The sequence below is a fragment of the Nocardia sp. NPDC019219 genome, assembly GCF_040632645.1.
Taxonomy (GTDB): domain Bacteria; phylum Actinomycetota; class Actinomycetes; order Mycobacteriales; family Mycobacteriaceae; genus Nocardia; species Nocardia sputorum.
In genome coordinates this window covers 291877-308351 of record NZ_JBEYCG010000003.1, presented here as the reverse complement: position 1 = coordinate 308351, position 16475 = coordinate 291877, and the positions used below count along the sequence as shown (strand labels likewise).

The following is a 16475-nucleotide window of genomic DNA, read 5'->3' as shown; positions in this document are numbered from 1 at the left end:
CTCTAACCCTTCTCACCAGGACATTACGCGCACCGGGGGGTGTGTCCAGCTATGTCGGATGGATACGATCGAGACCGCGACAAAGTCAGGAATCATGAGCGCGGCAGAATATTCGAAAACGGCACCGATCGGTTCTTTCGCGACCACGAGAACGGATACGTTCAGCAGTCGCGTTTATACCGCGTCGAAGGCGTGGGTAAAACCCGATTCGACAAAATCAAGGATGATCGGGGAAAAATCAGTTCCATTGAAGAGAAGTCCGGCAGAATCGAGGGAGATAAAGACGAAACGCAGCTCAAGGTCATACGCGCGCTGCTCGACAACCGCGAGGTGCATCAACATATATTGCGGTCCGTCGAGGGCGAGTTCATCTCGAGTAAGGCCCAAGAACTGATCAGAGGATTGATCCGGGATTTCGGGGATCGGTTCACGCATCAGGTCATCTCGCGAGCCGATGCACGCGAGATCTGGGCACGAGGGCTGGCATTGGAGCGAGGCCAGCAGCTGGAATTGCCCGGTGTCGGCGAGAAGGCACGGCAGCAGAAGGCGCAACAGCGCGAGCAAAGGTCGAAATTGGCTGAGCTGGCGAGCAAGGCGCGCGAGCGAGCCGAAAAGTTTCGGAATATGCTCCGGTTCCGGGAAGGCGCCGCTCGTGGGCGGGCGGAAGCCCCGCAGCTAGCCGAACACGCCAGACAAGGCCACGAGCAAGCCGAACGAGCCAAACAAGCACCCCAAACGCCGGAAACCGAGCACGCACGGGTTGAGCGTGAGGCCGCCGAACGGGTCGCGCGGGAATTCCCGGCGCCCGACCAGCACCAGGAACGAGCAGCCGCCGACACTGCGGAACGGGCGGCCCGAGAGGCGGCCGAGGCACGTGCGGCAGAACGCGACGCAGCGGAGAAGCAACGCGAGGCAGCGGAACTAGAGCGCGCCGAACATCTCGCGCGGCTGCAAGCGCGGGGAATGCCGCTGGAGGTGGCGAAGCTTCTCGAGGTCGGGCAGGCGCAACCACCGTCGGCGGCGGTGCGGGAGCCGCCGGGTCATGCTCCGCCGGTCGTGCGGGGCTATTCGCACAGCCAGGATCGGAGCCGGGGGACCGAGCGCAACCGGTAGTCGCACATGCTCCTGGTCATGGGGTGGGCAATGCCAGGCGGTCGAGCAGCACGACCGCTTCGGCCCGGATCGGGTCGAGATCTCCGGACCAGCCGAGCGCGCGCAGCACCGCCCCTGGGATCGTGCGCTCCGCGTACTTGGGCGCGGTCCCCTCGTCGGAGCGGATGCTGATCACCGTCTCCACCAACCGGAACGGCAGTAACTCGGTGCCGGGCACGCTCGCCGCGCTGCCCTCGGCCAGCACCTGAGCGGCCAAAGTCTCGTAGTGGCCGCGCAATTCGTCGCGGCGCAGGCGGAACGCGGCGAAGCGCTCGGTGCGCAGTTCCGGAAGCAGGTACAGCGCACCCAGATTCCAGCGCGACGCGCACAACTGCCGCACGTCGAACAGCGCCAGCGCGTACAGCCGGACCGTCGGCGGTTCGGACGCCGCACGCAGCCGCTGCGCCAATTCGATCGGGGCGGCGACGGTTTCGGCGAGCAGCGCGTCGAGGATGTCGTCCTTGGCCGCGAAGTGGTGATACAGCGAGGCCTGGCGGATGCCGACCGCGTCGGCGATCGCACGGGTGGAGGTGTTGGCGTAACCGTTGGTGGTGAACAGTTCGCCTGCGGCGTCGAGGATCTCCGCGCGCGGCGTCGATCCGCGCCTGCGTCGTTGTTCCACGCGCGGCCGTCCTGGCCCGAGGTTCGCCACGCGTACATTCTGGCAGGTCGGCACGGGCACGCTCCGGCGCGGTGGCCGTGCCCACAGTGCGGCGGCGACCAGCGGTGCGTTTTCTGTCACTTGATAGAAATCGCCGCAACACAGAAGTTACCGAAGGTCTCGAAAGCGATACACGCAGGTCACCGAAAGCGCGATCGCGACCGCAAAACTGTCGTCTGATAGTTATTGGTCGTACGCCGAAGGACCGCCCATGGCCACCACGCTCGCCCCGACACCGCCGCCCGATCTCACCGGCGACGGCGCCGACCTCGCCCGGTTCGGCTACCAGCCCGTTCTGCACCGCAAACTCGGCCGCTACGCCTCCTTCGCGGCCGGCTTCTCCTTCGTCTCCATCCTGACCACGATCTTCCAGTTCTTCGGCTTCGGCTATTCGTTCGGCGGAGCCGCCTTCTTCTGGACCTGGCCGATCGTGTTCGCCGGACAGTTCCTCGTCGCGCTCAACTTCGCCGAACTGGCCGCGCGTTACCCGATCTCGGGGTGCATCTACCAGTGGTCGCGACGGCTGGGCGGTGAACTCGTCGGCTGGTTCGCGGGCTGGATGATGATCATCGCGCAGATCGTGACGGCCGCCGCGGCGGCGATCGCGCTCCAGGTGGTGCTGCCCTCGATCTGGAGCGGATTCCAGCTCGTCGGCACGGACACCGCGCTCACCTCGCCGTCCGGCGCGACCAACGCCGTGCTGCTGGGCAGCATCCTGCTCGTGATCACCACGCTGATCAACGTCCTCGGCATCGACCTGATGGCGCGGATCAATTCGATCGGCGTCACCGTCGAGATCGTCGGCGTGCTCGCCATCATCGCGCTGTTCTTCACCACCGCCGAGCGCGGGCCCGGCGTGGTGCTGCGGACCGACCAGGCCGCGCCGGGTCCCTACTGGGCCGCGTTCCTGGTGTCCGGGCTCATGGCGGCTTACGTCATGGTCGGATTCGATTCCGCGGGCGAGCTTTCCGAGGAGACCAAGAACCCGCGCCGGGTCGCCCCGCGCACCATCCTCACCGCGCTGTCGGTCTCGGCGCTGGGCGGCGGGCTGATGCTGCTGGGCGCGCTGATGGCCGCGCCGAGCCTGTCCGACGGCGCGCTGGCCTCCGACGGCCTGGCCTACGTGCTCACCGCGAAGCTGGACAGCCCGGCGGGCAAGGTGCTGCTCGGCTGCGTGGCGGTCGCGATCACCGTGTGCACCCTGGCGATCCAGACCGCGGGCTCGCGGCTGATGTTCTCCATGGCGCGCGACGGGAAGCTGCCGTTCGCGGCCCGGCTCGCCGCGGTGCACCCGCGTTACGGCACGCCGGTGCTGCCCGCCGTCGTGATCGGCGCGCTCGGCATCGGCCTGCTGGTGCTCAACCTCGGCAACGCCGCGATCTTCGCGACGCTGGCGAGCGTCTGCATCGTAACGCTGTATCTGGCCTACCTGCTGGTGACGGTGCCGCTGCTGGTCCGCCGGATCACCGGTCTGCCCGACCCGGGCGCCGACGCGCGGCTGTTCGGCCTGGGGCGGTTCGGCATTCCGGTCAACGCGCTCGCCGTGGTCTGGGGCGTCGCGATGGTGGTGAACCTGGCGTGGCCACGGGCCGAGGTCTACGCCCCGGACGGTGGCGGCTGGTGGATGCTCTGGGCCGCACCGCTTTTCGTGTTGCTGGTGCTCGCCATCGGCGTCCTCGTGCACCGCTTCGTGGTCGGCTGGTCGCGCACCGTCGCGAGCGCCGAGCCCGCGCCGCAACCGGCCTGAACACCCGATGCGGCGGTGCGCTGCCCGCGCCGCCGCAGACGCCGACGAACCAGCATCCGAAAGGAAACACCGTGACAAGCACTGCGGACACCTCCGGCGCGCGAGCGCACGCACGGGCGCAGGCCGCGGCGGCGGCGATCGCGACGCCCGCGCTGCCCGCCGAGATCGACGCCGCGCGAATCACCTTCGCGCAGCGGATCCCAGCGGGCGGATACGCGAACATCGCGCTCGGGCGCGGCACCCGCGTCCGCCTGTCCGATCCCGACGGCGCGGCCTGCGCGCACCTGCTGCTGGTGCGCACCGACGCGCCCTGGGAGCGCCTGAACGTCGCCGATACGGTCAAGGTGCCGTGGCAGGCGTACCTGAGCGGCGGTCACCCGTTGCTGTCGGACCAGGGCCGTGTGCTGGCCACCGTGCTCGCCGACACCTCCGGCCACCACGACGCGCTCTGCGGGCCGACCGACCAGGCCCGTCACTCGCTGCGCCTCGCGGGCGCCAAGCACGGCCTGGAACCCCGGGACATCGGGCCGACGGTCTCGTTCTTCCGCGGTGTGCGCGTGGAGCGGGACGGCGCTCTCGTCTCGACCGGCAGCGCCGCCGCGGGCTCCTCCGTCGATCTGCTCGTGCACCTGCCGGTCACCGTGCTGGTCGCCAACTCCGCGCACCCGCTAGACGACCGGCCCGCGACGGACCTCGACTTCGTCGCATGGTCCGCGCCGGAAGACCTCGCCGCAGCCGGCAACGACGACCCGGAATACCAGCGGGCCATGCAGAACACCGAACAAGCCTGGGCGGCCGCCCTGACCCTGGAGGCAATCGCATGACCACGGCCCGCGCCATCGTGCTCGACGAGACCGTCCCCGCCCGCTCGCCGTGGTCGGCGGTGGTCCGGGCGGGCGAGTACCTGGAGATCATCGATCTGCACGGCAACCAGGCGGTCGACTGCCTGCTGTACTCGGCGGCCGACCACTCCGACCGCTACAGCGCGCAGGCCACGATCGTCGCGCAGCGCAACATCTTCCTCACCACCGGCAGCGTGCTGCGGACCGACGCGGGAACGGCGCTGATGACCGTGGTGGCCGACGAGGTGGGCAACCACGACACCATCGCGGGCGCCTGCTCGCAGGAGTCCAACACGCTGCGCTACGGCCACCACACCCGCCACCAGCACGCCTGCGTGGAGAACTTCCTCACCGAAGCCCTGCGGTGGGGGCTGGGTAAACGCGACCTGGTGTCGAACATCAACTGGTTCATGAACGTTCCGGTCGAGGCCGACGGCACGCTCGGCATCGTGGACGGATTGTCCGCGCCGGGCAAGCGGGTCACGCTGCGGGCCGAGATCGACACGCTGGTGCTGGTCTCGAACTGCCCGCAGATCAACAACCCGTGCAACGGCTTCGACCCGACGCCGGTGCGCATGGTGGTGTCGCGATGACCGTCGCCGCGCTACCGGTCGCCGGGACGGCGCAGGCCGAACCGTTGCGACCGGGCAGAGTCGAGGTCGTTCGCCCCGGCATGCTCACCACCGTGCAGGACTGGCCGGGCCGGGTCGGGTACTGGCACGTCGGTGTGCCGCCGTCGGGACCGATGGACGATCTGTCCTTCCGACTGGGCAACCGCGCACTCGGCAACGAGGAGGGCGCCGCCGGACTGGAATGCACCCTCGGCGGCCCCGCGCTGCGGTTCACCGCGCCCGCCTGGGTCTGCGTCACCGGAGCACCGGCGGAGGTGACCGTCGACGGTGTCGCGGTGGCGCAGTGGCGGACGGTGCGCGTGCCCGCGGGTGGGATGCTGGACGTCGGCGCGGTGCGCGGGCCGGGCATGCGTTGCTATGTGCTGATCGCGGGCGGCATCGACGTGCCCGAATACCTCGGCAGCGCCGCCGCTTTCACGCTCGGCCGTTTCGGCGGCGGCACCGGCGGCGCGCTGCGCACCGGTGCGTCGCTGGCGCTGGGCGCGCACCACGGCCGGGTCGCCACCGCCGTGCCGATGGACGAACAGCCCGTGCTCACCCGCCGCTGGGAACTCGCGGTCACCGAGGGTCCGCACGGCGCGCCGGAGTTCTTCACCCGCGCCGACTTCGAGACCGTCCTCGGCACCGACTACGAGGTGCACTTCAATTCCGACCGCACCGGCGTCCGGCTGATCGGGCCGAAGCCGGAATGGGCCCGCACCGACGGCGGCGAGGCGGGACTGCACCCGTCCAACATCCACGACACCCCGTATTCGGTCGGCGCGCTGGACTTCACCGGCGACACGCCCATCCTGCTGGGTCCGGACGGGCCGAGTCTCGGCGGCTTCGTCTGCCCGGTCACCGTCGTAGCGGCCGACCGCTGGAAGCTCGGTCAGCTGTCCCCGGGTGATCGCGTGCGGTTCGTGCCGGTGCGCGGTGACCGCGCCGCCTCGATCCGGGAGCTCGGCCCCGCGCGCCGCGCCGCGTGGCCGACGGTGCTTTCCACGGGCGGCGACGGCGACGACGGGGTGCTGCGCCGCTCGGAGGTCGACGACGAGACCGCGGTGACCTACCGGCGCGCGGGTGACGACGGCGTGCTCGTCGAGTACGGCGCCATGACTCTGGATCTCGGCCTGCGCGCCCGCGTGCACGCCCTGCACCAGCACCTGCTCGCCGCGGGGGTGCGCGGCGTGACCGAGCTGACCCCCGGCATCCGCTCGTTGCAGATCCGGGTCGACCCGCACGTGCTGTCCGTGCCCGTACTGCTCGACCTGCTCGCCGAGTCGGAGACGCAGCTGCCCGCCTCCGACCGGCTCGTGGTGCCCAGCCGGGTGGTCCATCTGCCGCTGTCCTGGGACGACCCCTCCACCCGCGAGGCGATCACCCGCTACATGCACGGCGTGCGCGCCGACGCGCCCTGGTGCCCATGGAACATCGAGTTCATCCGCCGCATGAACGGCTTGGCTTCGGTCTCCGACGTCTACGACACCGTGTTCGGGGCCGAGTACCTGGTTCTCGGCCTCGGCGACGTCTACCTCGGCGCGCCGGTCGCCACCCCCACCGATCCGCGGCACCGGTTGGTGACCACGAAGTACAACCCCGCCCGCACCTGGACGCCGGAGAACGCGGTCGGCATCGGCGGCGCGTACCTGTGTATCTACGGGATGGAGGGGCCGGGCGGTTATCAATTCGTCGGGCGCACCACCCAGGTGTGGAATCACCGGGCCGGCGCGGCGCCGGGGGTCTCCCCTGGGGCCGACCGCACCGCGTCAGGAGCCGAAACGCCATGGCTGTTGCGTTATTTCGACCGTATTCGCTGGTATCCCGTCGAGGCGGAGGAACTCCTCGACCTGCGCGCCGATTTCGCGGCGGGCGACGTACGGGTGCGGGCCGAGGACGGCGAATTCCGCCTGGCGGACTACCGGGCCTTTCTGGCCGAGAACGCCGCGTCCATCGAGGCATTCCGCGCGAAGCAGGCCGAAGCCTTCACCGCCGAACGCAATTCCTGGCGCTCGGCGGGCGAGTTGTCGGGATGATCTCCCAGCCCCGTCCTGACCCGGGCGCAGGCTCCCTCGGCCGACCGCTGGGTCATGACGGGCGTGGTTCCATCGCGGTGATCGCTCGGCACAGGTTTCGGAGGTGCGCCGCCGAGCACCAGGCGCGGCCCGGTTGGAAGTTCTCACCCACATCCGTGCACTCGGCACGCGCCCCGGCGGTCGTTCACCTGGTTCAGGCCGGAACGGCGGCGACGGCTTCGATCTCGCACACCGCGCCCGGCACCGCGAACCCCGCCACCTGCACGACGGTGATCGCCGGCGGGTTCGGACGGCCGCCCCACACCTCGCTGAACGCGGCGAATCCCTCCTGCATCGATTCGCCTTCGCGGACCAGAATGGTCCACTTCACCACGTGCTCGATCGACGCGCCCGCGGCGGCCAGGCAGGTCTGCAGATTGGCCAGGGCTTGGCGGGTCTGTTCGGCCACGCCGGGACCGACCACGCGACCGGTGGCGTCGACGCCGTTCTGTCCGCCCACGTAGATGGTGTCCGCCGCGGCCGACACCCGGACGACCTGGGTGAAAGCCGGGCTGCTGTGCAGGGTTTCGGGATTGATGTGCGTGATCGTCATGTGAGCACTGTAACCAGTTAAACTGGTGTCATGCAATCCCGCGCCAGCCTGCCACCCGATCTGCGCCGCCGCTTCCGGACCGGACGCGCCGCCCTCGACCTCGTGCACACCGGTGGTGAGGGCGAGTTCGCGGCGTGGGAGATCGTGCACACCGTCGCGGACCTGCGCCGCTTCCTGGCGGTGATCCTCGAACTGGACGAGCTGGACGCCGCCGAATCGGATCTGCCGACGATGCGGACCCTGCGGGCCGCGATCACCGGCGCGGCATACGGCCTCGCAGCCGGAACAGCGTTGCGCCCGGCGGACGTCGCGGCGATCAACGCCGTCGCCGCACAGCCCCCGCTGATCCCGGAACTGCGGCTCGACGGCAGCGTGGGGTATGCCCGACCGACGGCGGCCGCGGCCTTGTCCACGCTCGCCCGGGATGCCGTCGACCTGTTCACCGGCCCGCTGTCCGGCCGCATCCGCGTCTGCGCCGCCGACGATTGCGGCCTGCTGTTCGTCGACGCGTCGCGTCCCGGCCGCCGCCGCTGGTGCTCGATGGACCGCTGCGGCAACCTCAGCAAGGTCCGCCGCTACCGCGGCCAGGAGTGACCCGCGGCACGGGTGTCACAGTCCGTGCCCGCACGTCGTCGTCTCTGTGCAGCGATGGGAACGCCCCATCGGCACCGACGAGATCGGAGACAGTCATGACCGCGAAGGTTCTGGTCACCGGCGGCACCGGCACCCTGGGCCGCGAGGTGCTGCCCCTGCTGCGCGAAGCGGGCGCCGACGTGCGCGTGCTGAGCCGCGCCGAACGCCCCGCGCACGACGGCGTCGAGTTCGTCGCGGGAGACCTACTGCGCGACAAGGGCATCGATGCGGCGGTGGCGGGCGTCGGCACCATCGTGCACCTGGCGGGCGACGCGAAGGGCGACGACGTGGCCACCGCGAATCTGCTGCGGGCGGCATCGGCCGCCGGCGTCGGGCACATCGTCTACATCTCGGTGACCGCCGCCGAGCTGCTTCCGCTGACCTACTTCCGCGCGAAGTTCGCCGCCGAGCAGGCCGTGGCCGCGTCGGGCATTCCCTACACCACGCTGCGCGCGGCGCAGTTCCACGACTTCGTGCCGAAGCTGGTGGACACGATGCTGAAATCGCCGGTGCTGCCGATTCTGGGCGGGGTGCGCCTACAGCCGGTGCACGTGCGCGAGGTAGCCGCGCGACTGGCGGAGCTGACCGTGGGCGCGCCCGCCGGACGGGTGCCGGATCTGGTCGGACCCGAGATCCTCGGCATGCGCGAGCTGGTCCGGGACTACCTGGCGACGCTGGGCAAGAAGCGCGCGCTGCTCACCATGCCGCTGCCGGGCAAGGCGGGCCGGGTATACCGCGCGGGCGAGAACCTGATCACCGACGGAGCCGACATCGGCAAGCTGACCTGGGCCCACTACTTGACCGAACGCCGCGGAGCGGTCCTGGCCGGATGACCGGGCTGGCATGCCCCCTCGGCCACATGGCGGCCGAGGCGGCTCAGTCCATGCGGAAGGTGGCCTCCGGGTTGGACGTGTCCCGGATGATGCGCAGCGCTTCGGACAACGCCGCGAGCTGCTCGGGCGTGAGCAACCGGACGAACCAGCGGTCGACGGCGGCGAGATAGTCCGGCAGCACCTGCGCGAGCCGCACCCCACCCGCCTCGGTAAGCACCGCGTAGGCACCCCGCCGATCCCCCGGATCCAGCTCGCGCACCACCAGCTCGCCGCGCGCCAGGCGATCGACCAGCCGGGTGACGCCGCTGGTGGACAGCGCGGTCTGCACCGCCAGCTCCGACATGCGCAGCCGCCGCCCCGGCGAACGGCTCAGCCGCAGCAGCGCATTCACATCCAGTCCGGACAGACCGTGCGCCTTCCACACCGGCTCCAGCTTGGCGACCACGCCGGCGTACGCCTCGAAGAACAGGCCCATCGTCGTCAGGCGCGGATCGTCGAACAGCTCGTTGTCGTCCATGAGGCAAACCTACCGGGATTGTTGCCGTGCGGATAGTTGACACGAGGAAGATGTTGGCGTAGGAATATGCATACGCATTATTCCTCGCAGCAACTAATGGAGGCTCCCATGTCGTCGACCGCCTGGATCGCCGGATTCCGCACCGCCGTGATCCGCCCGGACGAGCAGATCAAGTTCGCCGAGTCGCGCGCCTTCCGCGATCAGACAGTGCGCCAGGTCCTGCACCTGGCGGGCGGCGGTTCGCACGTGCGAATCGGGCTGACCAACCGCTATGGCACGGCGCCGTTGACGGTCGGCGCGGCACGAGTCGCCTTGCGCAAAACGGGCAGTGAGATCGTCGCCGAGACCGACACCGCGCTCCGGTTCGGCGGCGCCGAGCAGGTCGTCGTCCCGGCAGGCGGTGAAGTGTTCAGCGACCCGGTGCAGCTGGCCGTCTCCGCCGGAACGGATCTGGCGTTGAGCCTGTACCTGCCCGGGCCCACCGAGGTGGCGACCTTCTCGCACCAGCCCGCCGAAACCGCGTACATAGCGGACGGCGACGTCACCTCCGAGGCCGCGCTCGCCACGGTCGAGGAGGTCCCCGTGCGGTTCTACGTGGCCGGCGTCGACGTGCTCGCGCCCGCGGGAACCCCGGTGGCCGTGGCGTTCGGTGACTCCTGGTTCGAAGGCGTCGGCACCACACTCGGCGCCAACCGGCGGTCGGTGGACGTCCTCAACGCGCGGCTGGACCGCGGCTGGGTGGTCAACCAGGGCATCGCGGGCAACCGGCTGCTGACCGACCAGGTGGGCGAGTCCGGCCTGGCGCGCTTCGACCGCGATGTGCTGGACGTTCCCGGCGTGACCAGCGTGCTGATCAACTTCGGCATCAACGATCTGAGCCTGGGCGGCATGCTCGGGCAGCCACCGGCGACCGCAGAGGAACTGATCGCGGGCTTCACGGCCCTCGCGCGGCGGGCCCACGCGGCAGGGCTCACCGTCCACGCAGCGACGATCGGCCCCTACGCCGGCGTCATCTACGACGGCCTGCACGTCGATGCCGCGCAGCCCGCCCGTCTGCGGGTGAACGAGTGGCTGCGCGGAACCGATGTCTTCGACTCGGTGTTCGACGTGGCGCGGGCGGTGGAGGACCCGCAGCGTCCCGGCTTCATCCGTCCCGAGTTCGACAGCGGCGACGGCATGCACCTCAACGACGCCGGGGCTCGGGCGATGGCCGAAACCATCGACGTGACAGCGCTTTCGGTGGACGACCGCGCCGCTAGGGCTGGAGCCCGCGCAGCATGATCTCGACGCCACCGCGGAATTCGTCGTCGGCCGACATGTTCTTGGCCTGACCCGCGGTCTGCGTCAGATGCGGGTACCGCTCCGGGGGCAAGTCGGCCAGCACGATCGTCCCCTGCCCGCGCAGCGGCGCGTAGTGCTTGTTCTGGAGGTAGCCGATCAGGAAGGCGACCAGCGTGCGCTGGGCGATGACGCGGGCGCGACCGGTGAAACCCCCCTCGGTGAGCACCGCGAGCATCGCTTCCATCACGCGCAGCGATTCGACCGACGACTGCCGGCGCCGCAGCACGATCGGCACGGCGGCCGGGTGGGCCGAGAACCCGTCCCGGATGTTCGTCATCAGTGCCGTCGCGCGCTCACGCCAGTCGCTTCCCTCCGGCAGCGCCGTGTCGATCGCGGCGAACACCTGGTCCGCCACCAGCACCTCCAGTTCGTCGCGGTCGCGGACGTAGCGGTACAGGGCCATGGTGGCCATGCCCAGTTCCTTGGCCACCGCGCGCATGGTCAGCGCGGGCAACCCTTCGCGATCGAGTACCGCGAGGGCCGCCGTGGCGAGATCGGCGGTGGTCAGCGAACGGGGGCGAGGCACGGATTGACAGCGTACGCGTTACGCGCATACTGATCGTAGGCGTACAAGGTACACCTACGAAAGGAACCCCTGATGTCGCTGCCGACCGCTGTCCCGGACCGGACGCTGGCCACCGTCTCCGGTGCGCGGATCCCGGTGCCGGACCCGGATCGCCTGATCCACCTGCAATTCCGGCGGTTCGCCGGATGCCCGGTGTGCAACCTGCACCTACGCTCGATCGTCACGCGTCACGCGGAGATCACCGCCGCGGGCGTCCGCGAAGTCGTCGTGTTCCACTCCAGCGCGGCGGAATTGCGCAAGTACACCGCAGAACTGCCGCTGGACGTGATCGCCGATCCGGAGCGGAACCTCTACCGCGAATTCGGCGTCGAGACCTCGCCCCGCGCGTTGCTCGACCCGCGCGGCTGGCCCGCCATCCTGCGCGGCGTGGCCCACGATGCCTACGCGACGCTGCGCCGCAGGCAGACCGCCCCGCCCACCGCACCCGAGGGCGGCAGTCTCGGATTGCCCGCCGATTTCCTGATCTCCCCCGACGGACGCGTGCTCGCCGCGAAGTACGGCACGCATGTGTACGACCAGTGGTCGGTCGACGAACTCCTCGCGCTCGTTCCGGCGGAGCGTCACGCATGAGGATTGCCGAAAGAACGCTTCTCGCACGGACATTCGCGCTGCTTCCCGCTGGATTGCTCGCCGGAGCGTTCGGCTATGGGGCAGTCAACGTGCTCTACGCGTTCCGCAGAGTCCCACTGGACGTGCGCTTCACCTTCCACACCGCGCTGATGAGCGTGAACGGTGTGGTCATGCAATCCCTGATGGGCCTGACCATTCTCAGCACGCTGGTGCTCGCCATCCGCTCCACCGGACGATCGCGCATGCTCGCCGCCACAGCGAGCGGGCTCGCCGTAGCGGCCTTCCTCATCACCCGCCTCGGCAACGTCCCGATCAACCAGAAGATCAAGGTATGGGCGATCAGCGGCCCCCCGTCCGACTACGCCGAAATCCTCGGCCGCTGGGAGGCATTCCACTTCGCGCGCACCGCGTGCGCGCTGGTCGCCTTCCTCCTCGTCGTGGCGACGACGCTGCTCCCCGGGAAAGAAGCCCGCCCATGATGACCGTGGAACTGTTCGTCTCCGACGACACTTCGACCGCCGACCGCAAACGCGCCCTCGCCGCACGCGTCCTGCGCGACTTGACCACCGAACCGGCCGCACCGGACTCGGTGCTGTCCAAAGCCCGCGAACTGACCCATGTGCTGGTGCGCGACGCCGAGGTGTGGGCGACCGGCGGCCCCGCCCTTGACGACGCGCCACGCTACCTGGTGCGCATCACGGTTCCCGGATCCTGGGCCAACAACAGCGAGTTCGGCGGCCACGTCATCCCGCTCGTGACCCACGCCATCGCCGAATGCGAGGCGGACCCCGGCCGCTTGACCCGCGCGCCGCACTGTGTGGTCCAGATCATCGGCCTGCGCGAGAACAACCTCGGTGCTCTCGGCCGCCCGCTCACCACGACCGAGATCACCAAACTGATGACGGAGGACTTCCGCGCCTCCGGCGACCGGCCCGAAGCCCCGGAAGGTTATGCCATCGACCCGGTCTGCGGCATGACCGTCGACCTCGCCACCGCCCGCTTCACTCTCACCCACGACGGCACCGACTACGCCTTCTGTGCCCCGGCCTGCCGCAAAGTCTTCGCCGAAGACCACGCCATCCCGCGCTGAGCAGGACAACCGCGAGTGGCACATGGTGGAGAGTTCTCTCGCACTCTGCCTCGACCATGTGCCATTCGCGTGTCCCGTTACGTCGGCGAAGCGGTGTGAGGCTGACAGGTCAGGCCCCTTCCGTGCGCCGCGCGGGCTCGGCCGGAGTTCTCCTGCCGCGCAGGTGGTCCACGGTGAAGGCGAGCGCGGAAGCGAGGACCGCGACGCCGCCGATCGCGGCTGCCAGGCCGATCATCGAGTTGAGCCCGTCGATCGACGCGGAGACCGCGAGGTGCGACAGGTCCGGCGCGATCGGCTGGAACTGCGCGGGCAGCCCGTCGGCCACCGAGCGACCGGCGCCGGAGCCCGCCGCCTCCAGGAACTGCTCACGCGGTCCCGGCGGGACGGCGCCGGGCAGAGCATCGAGCCCGTCGGCCGCGGAACCGCGGGCGGCGTGGTTGAACATCGCGCCCAGGCCGGCCACCCCGACCGCGAGACCGACCTGCCGGAGGGTGCCGAAGGTCGCGCTGGCCATGCCCGCGTTCTCGTCGGAGGCGAAGGTGAGCGAGGCCGCCTGGTTGACGGCCGTGATCGCGCCGAGGCCCAGACCGCCGATCACCAGTCCCGGCAGGAAATGCGTCCAGGAATCGCCGGAATCGAAATCGCCGATCAGCCATGTGCCCAGCGCCACGAAGGCCATCGTGACCGGCAGCGAAACCGCGAACGGAACCCGCTTCGCGAACACCATCGCCAGCGGCGCGCTGATCAGCGCGGCACCGCTCACCGGCAGCAACCGCAGGCCCATCTGCAACGGCGTGTACCCGAGCGTGTTGATCAGGAACACCGCCAGGTAGTTGCTCGCGGCCATCAGCGTCGCCATGTGGCCGATCGAGACGATGGCCGTGCCGGTGAAACCGCGCTTGCGCACCATGGCCACGTCGAGCAGCGGATGCTCAGCCTTGAACTGCCAGGCCACGAACCCGGCCAGCAGCACCGCCGCGGCGGCGCCGAGCCCGAGCACCGTGGCCGAGGTCCAGCCCAGCGAGTTGCCACGGGTCAGCGCGAATACGCCCGTCACCAGGCCGGCGGTGAGCAGCAGCGACCCCGGCCAGTCGGCTTTGCGCCCTTGCATCCGCGCCGACTCCGGCATCCGCAGCACGGCGAGCACGCCGATGAAGATGCCGATCGGGACGTTGATGATGAAGATCGAGCGCCACCCGAACTGGGTGACCAGCGCGCCGCCGAGCACCGGCCCCGCGACGGTCGCGCTCGCCATCACTGCGCCGTAGACGCCGATCGCCTTCGCGCGCTTGCCCGCCTCGGGGTAGGCCACCGCCAGCAGCGGCAACGCCGTCGCGAAGATCATCGCCGCGCCGACGCTCTGCACCGCGCGCAGGATGTTCAACTGAAGTATGGTGCCCGCCAGCGCCAATGCCAGCGACGATGCCGTGAAAACCGTCATGCCGGCGAGGAAAAGCCGCTTCCGGCCGAACCGGTCGCCGAGCGTGGCGAAGGTCAGCAGCAGTCCCGCCATCGGAATGGCATAGGCGTCGATGACCCATTGCAGTCCGTCGATGGACGTGTCCAGGTCGGTGCGGATATCGGCCAGCGCGGCGGACACCACGGTCAGGTCGAGCATCATCATGAAGATGGCCCCGCTGACCAGGAACAACACCAGCCGCGCGCGCAGCGGACGTGCGGAAGATCCGTCCGGCTTGCCGCCGGACGAGGTTGCGATCGTGGACATGTCTTCCTTGTGAAGTTCGCGCACCGCCCGCGAGATGCCCTGCGAGCGAGTCCATTGCGGGCGGAGAGAAACCGCGACCGAAGCCGCGTCCCTGACCCTATCGATGCCCACGACCGGCGTAAATGACATATCAAGCCAGACAATCGCGCGCAGCGGACAACTCGAGCGCGCTCGCTACCGTGGTAGCGCCCACCGGACGGAGGTTGCTTCCCGGTTCACCGGGTGAGGCGTGCTACGCCGACTATTCCGCGAGTGGCAATCGTCAGGGCTGTTCCAGTACATCGAATGGGATGGTCGCCTCGACCGGGTCGTCGAGCAGCAAGACACGTCGATGAACCGTATGGGCGCGGTAGCGTCGACCGGACCAGTCGAGACGGTACTCCTCGATCTCTTCGATGCGCTCTTCCTTCTGGTCCAGCCGGACGATCAGGTATCGAGGAATGCCCGCGGCCGCGTACTGGATTCGCTTGTCGGTGATGTCGGCATCGATGGTCGATTCGGAAGTGACCTCCACCACCAGCAGGATGTGCTCGCGCACAGTGTTGACGTCGTAGGGTTCGCAGTCCCGGATCCAGATATCGGGGTAACGGATGTTCAACCGTCGATCCGCCGCTGTGGATTCCGTATCGGCGAATCGCGCGGCGACATCGGAGTCCACGACCATACACGGCCCTCCATCGCGCCGAGCCGACTCCAGCATCCCGGCCAGCCGCCGGACCACCCGGCTGTGCACGGGGCTCTGGGCCAGCAGTCGCACCACGCGCCCGTCGACGATCTCGATGTCACCGAGTCCGGCAGTCGCCCCATCGGCGAACTGCTCGGCGGTCACACGCAGCACCTGTTGCTTTTCGGGAGCGCTCATATCGGACATCCTCGCGCGAGGTCAGGGGAGGAGAGTTGCCGGGTCGATCGTGAATTCGAAGGGACTGCGCAGGGTGACCGTGTTGCCAGCGGACACCCGGTGCGTCAGTTCGTAGGTGTGGTCGGCACCGAGTTCGTGGGCGAACAGGACGGGGAGAGACTCTCCCGGCAACTGCCCCTTGAAAGCGTTGGGCTCGAAACGCCAGTAGTTCGCTATGCCGGCTTCCGCATAGACCACCGGTTTGACCATGCGGTCTTGCAGCGTCGTGGATTTCGACACGACTTCTACAACCAGTTCTACCTGGTGCGCAGGAACACCTCTCGCGTCTACGTCGATCGAGTCGGTCACCACGACGAGGTCCGGGATCGGCTCGTCATCGCCTATCAGTACGCCGACGCCTTCCAGCACCAAACGGCCAGGAGGCAACACCGCGTCGAGGGCCCGCCCCAGCCACCTGATCAACAACTGGTGGCGAGGCTTGGGCGCGGCATTCACGACGAGCTGACCATTCAACACCTCGTAACGCAATCCGTCTTCGGGCATGTGGTCGAGGTCGGCAGCCGTCCAGCCGTCGCCATGCGGAACTGGCATCGCCATGAAACCACCTCCGGCCTCGTATGACAGTGGCGATGGTCGCCGCCGATCGACCTCGAGTGTAGTCAAACGAACCGAATCC

18 protein-coding genes are annotated in these 16475 nt (G+C 69.2%); 11 read left to right on the top strand and 7 right to left on the bottom strand.

Features of this window, described 5'->3' with window-relative positions:
• Positions 1-51 precede the first annotated feature (51 nt).
• On the top strand, positions 52-1113 hold the full coding sequence (locus ABZ552_RS08530; RefSeq protein WP_281917223.1) for a hypothetical protein: 1062 nt from the start codon (positions 52-54) through the stop codon (positions 1111-1113).
• Positions 1114-1129: 16 nt separating this feature from the next.
• Here ABZ552_RS08530 and ABZ552_RS08525 read toward each other — a convergent pair whose 3' ends face one another.
• A complete protein-coding gene (locus tag ABZ552_RS08525; protein ID WP_281877433.1) occupies positions 1130-1804 on the bottom strand; it encodes a TetR/AcrR family transcriptional regulator in 675 nt (224 codons plus the stop codon).
• A gap of 220 nt (positions 1805-2024) precedes the next feature.
• Between ABZ552_RS08525 and ABZ552_RS08520 the strand changes: the two genes are divergently transcribed.
• From ABZ552_RS08520 to ABZ552_RS08505, 4 genes are all read left to right on the top strand, one after another.
• Positions 2025-3560, top strand: coding sequence for an amino acid permease (locus ABZ552_RS08520; protein WP_357436217.1), 1536 nt, complete (start codon positions 2025-2027; stop codon positions 3558-3560).
• 71 nt (positions 3561-3631) lie between these two features.
• Entirely contained in the window at positions 3632-4384 is a 753-nt protein-coding gene (locus ABZ552_RS08515) for a DUF1989 domain-containing protein (RefSeq protein WP_357436215.1), read from the top strand.
• Complete coding sequence (locus ABZ552_RS08510) at positions 4381-4995, top strand: urea amidolyase associated protein UAAP2 (RefSeq protein ID WP_357436213.1); 615 nt, start codon at positions 4381-4383, stop codon at positions 4993-4995. The genes ABZ552_RS08515 and ABZ552_RS08510 overlap by 4 nt, the downstream gene beginning before the upstream one ends.
• On the top strand, positions 4992-7049 hold the full coding sequence (locus tag ABZ552_RS08505; RefSeq protein WP_357436211.1) for a 5-oxoprolinase/urea amidolyase family protein: 2058 nt from the start codon (positions 4992-4994) through the stop codon (positions 7047-7049). The genes ABZ552_RS08510 and ABZ552_RS08505 overlap by 4 nt, the downstream gene beginning before the upstream one ends.
• A gap of 193 nt (positions 7050-7242) precedes the next feature.
• Here the strand turns inward: ABZ552_RS08505 and ABZ552_RS08500 are convergent, their stop codons facing one another.
• A complete protein-coding gene (locus tag ABZ552_RS08500) occupies positions 7243-7641 on the bottom strand; it encodes a RidA family protein (protein ID WP_281877428.1) in 399 nt (132 codons plus the stop codon).
• Between the two features lie 30 nt (positions 7642-7671).
• Here ABZ552_RS08500 and ABZ552_RS08495 point away from each other — a divergent pair, with 30 nt between their 5' ends.
• Together ABZ552_RS08495 and ABZ552_RS08490 are read left to right on the top strand one after the other, a co-directional pair.
• Positions 7672-8235, top strand: a complete 564-nt coding sequence (locus ABZ552_RS08495; protein ID WP_281877427.1) for a CGNR zinc finger domain-containing protein — start codon at positions 7672-7674, stop codon at positions 8233-8235.
• A 95-nt stretch (positions 8236-8330) separates the two neighbouring features.
• Positions 8331-9107, top strand: coding sequence for an NAD(P)H-binding protein (locus ABZ552_RS08490; protein ID WP_357436209.1), 777 nt, complete (start codon positions 8331-8333; stop codon positions 9105-9107).
• Between the two features lie 43 nt (positions 9108-9150).
• Here the strand turns inward: ABZ552_RS08490 and ABZ552_RS08485 are convergent, their stop codons facing one another.
• The gene (locus ABZ552_RS08485) at positions 9151-9624 is read right to left on the bottom strand and encodes a MarR family transcriptional regulator (RefSeq protein ID WP_281877425.1); all 474 of its coding nucleotides are present in this window, start codon (positions 9622-9624) and stop codon (positions 9151-9153) included.
• A gap of 108 nt (positions 9625-9732) precedes the next feature.
• Between ABZ552_RS08485 and ABZ552_RS08480 the strand changes: the two genes are divergently transcribed.
• The gene (locus tag ABZ552_RS08480) at positions 9733-10905 is read left to right on the top strand and encodes a GDSL-type esterase/lipase family protein (RefSeq protein WP_357436207.1); all 1173 of its coding nucleotides are present in this window, start codon (positions 9733-9735) and stop codon (positions 10903-10905) included.
• Here ABZ552_RS08480 and ABZ552_RS08475 read toward each other — a convergent pair.
• Complete coding sequence (locus tag ABZ552_RS08475) at positions 10880-11491, bottom strand: TetR/AcrR family transcriptional regulator C-terminal domain-containing protein (RefSeq protein ID WP_281877423.1); 612 nt, start codon at positions 11489-11491, stop codon at positions 10880-10882. The genes ABZ552_RS08480 and ABZ552_RS08475 overlap by 26 nt on opposite strands.
• A gap of 72 nt (positions 11492-11563) precedes the next feature.
• Here ABZ552_RS08475 and ABZ552_RS08470 point away from each other — a divergent pair, with 72 nt between their 5' ends.
• From ABZ552_RS08470 to ABZ552_RS08460, 3 genes are read left to right on the top strand one after another with little or no spacing between them, the layout of a single operon-like run.
• Positions 11564-12121: a peroxiredoxin-like family protein gene (locus ABZ552_RS08470; protein ID WP_357436204.1), complete on the top strand. Its 558-nt coding sequence runs from the start codon at positions 11564-11566 to the stop codon at positions 12119-12121.
• Positions 12118-12600 (top strand): DUF1772 domain-containing protein, encoded by a 483-nt coding sequence (locus tag ABZ552_RS08465; RefSeq protein ID WP_357436202.1) that lies wholly within the window; start codon positions 12118-12120, stop codon positions 12598-12600. The genes ABZ552_RS08470 and ABZ552_RS08465 overlap by 4 nt, the downstream gene beginning before the upstream one ends.
• Complete coding sequence (locus tag ABZ552_RS08460) at positions 12597-13211, top strand: ATPase (RefSeq protein WP_357436201.1); 615 nt, start codon at positions 12597-12599, stop codon at positions 13209-13211. The genes ABZ552_RS08465 and ABZ552_RS08460 overlap by 4 nt, the downstream gene beginning before the upstream one ends.
• Before the next feature lie 109 nt (positions 13212-13320).
• On the opposite strand, the gene ABZ552_RS08455 is transcribed toward ABZ552_RS08460, so the two are convergent.
• The 3 genes from ABZ552_RS08455 to ABZ552_RS08445 form a co-directional block, all read right to left on the bottom strand.
• The gene (locus tag ABZ552_RS08455) at positions 13321-14937 is read right to left on the bottom strand and encodes an MFS transporter (protein WP_357436199.1); all 1617 of its coding nucleotides are present in this window, start codon (positions 14935-14937) and stop codon (positions 13321-13323) included.
• Between the two features lie 262 nt (positions 14938-15199).
• The gene (locus tag ABZ552_RS08450; protein WP_281877418.1) at positions 15200-15799 is read right to left on the bottom strand and encodes a Uma2 family endonuclease; all 600 of its coding nucleotides are present in this window, start codon (positions 15797-15799) and stop codon (positions 15200-15202) included.
• A gap of 21 nt (positions 15800-15820) precedes the next feature.
• Positions 15821-16396 carry a Uma2 family endonuclease gene (locus ABZ552_RS08445; protein ID WP_281877416.1) on the bottom strand — a complete coding sequence of 192 codons (576 nt, stop codon included), beginning with the start codon at positions 16394-16396 and terminating at the stop codon, positions 15821-15823.
• Positions 16397-16475: the final 79 nt, after the last annotated feature.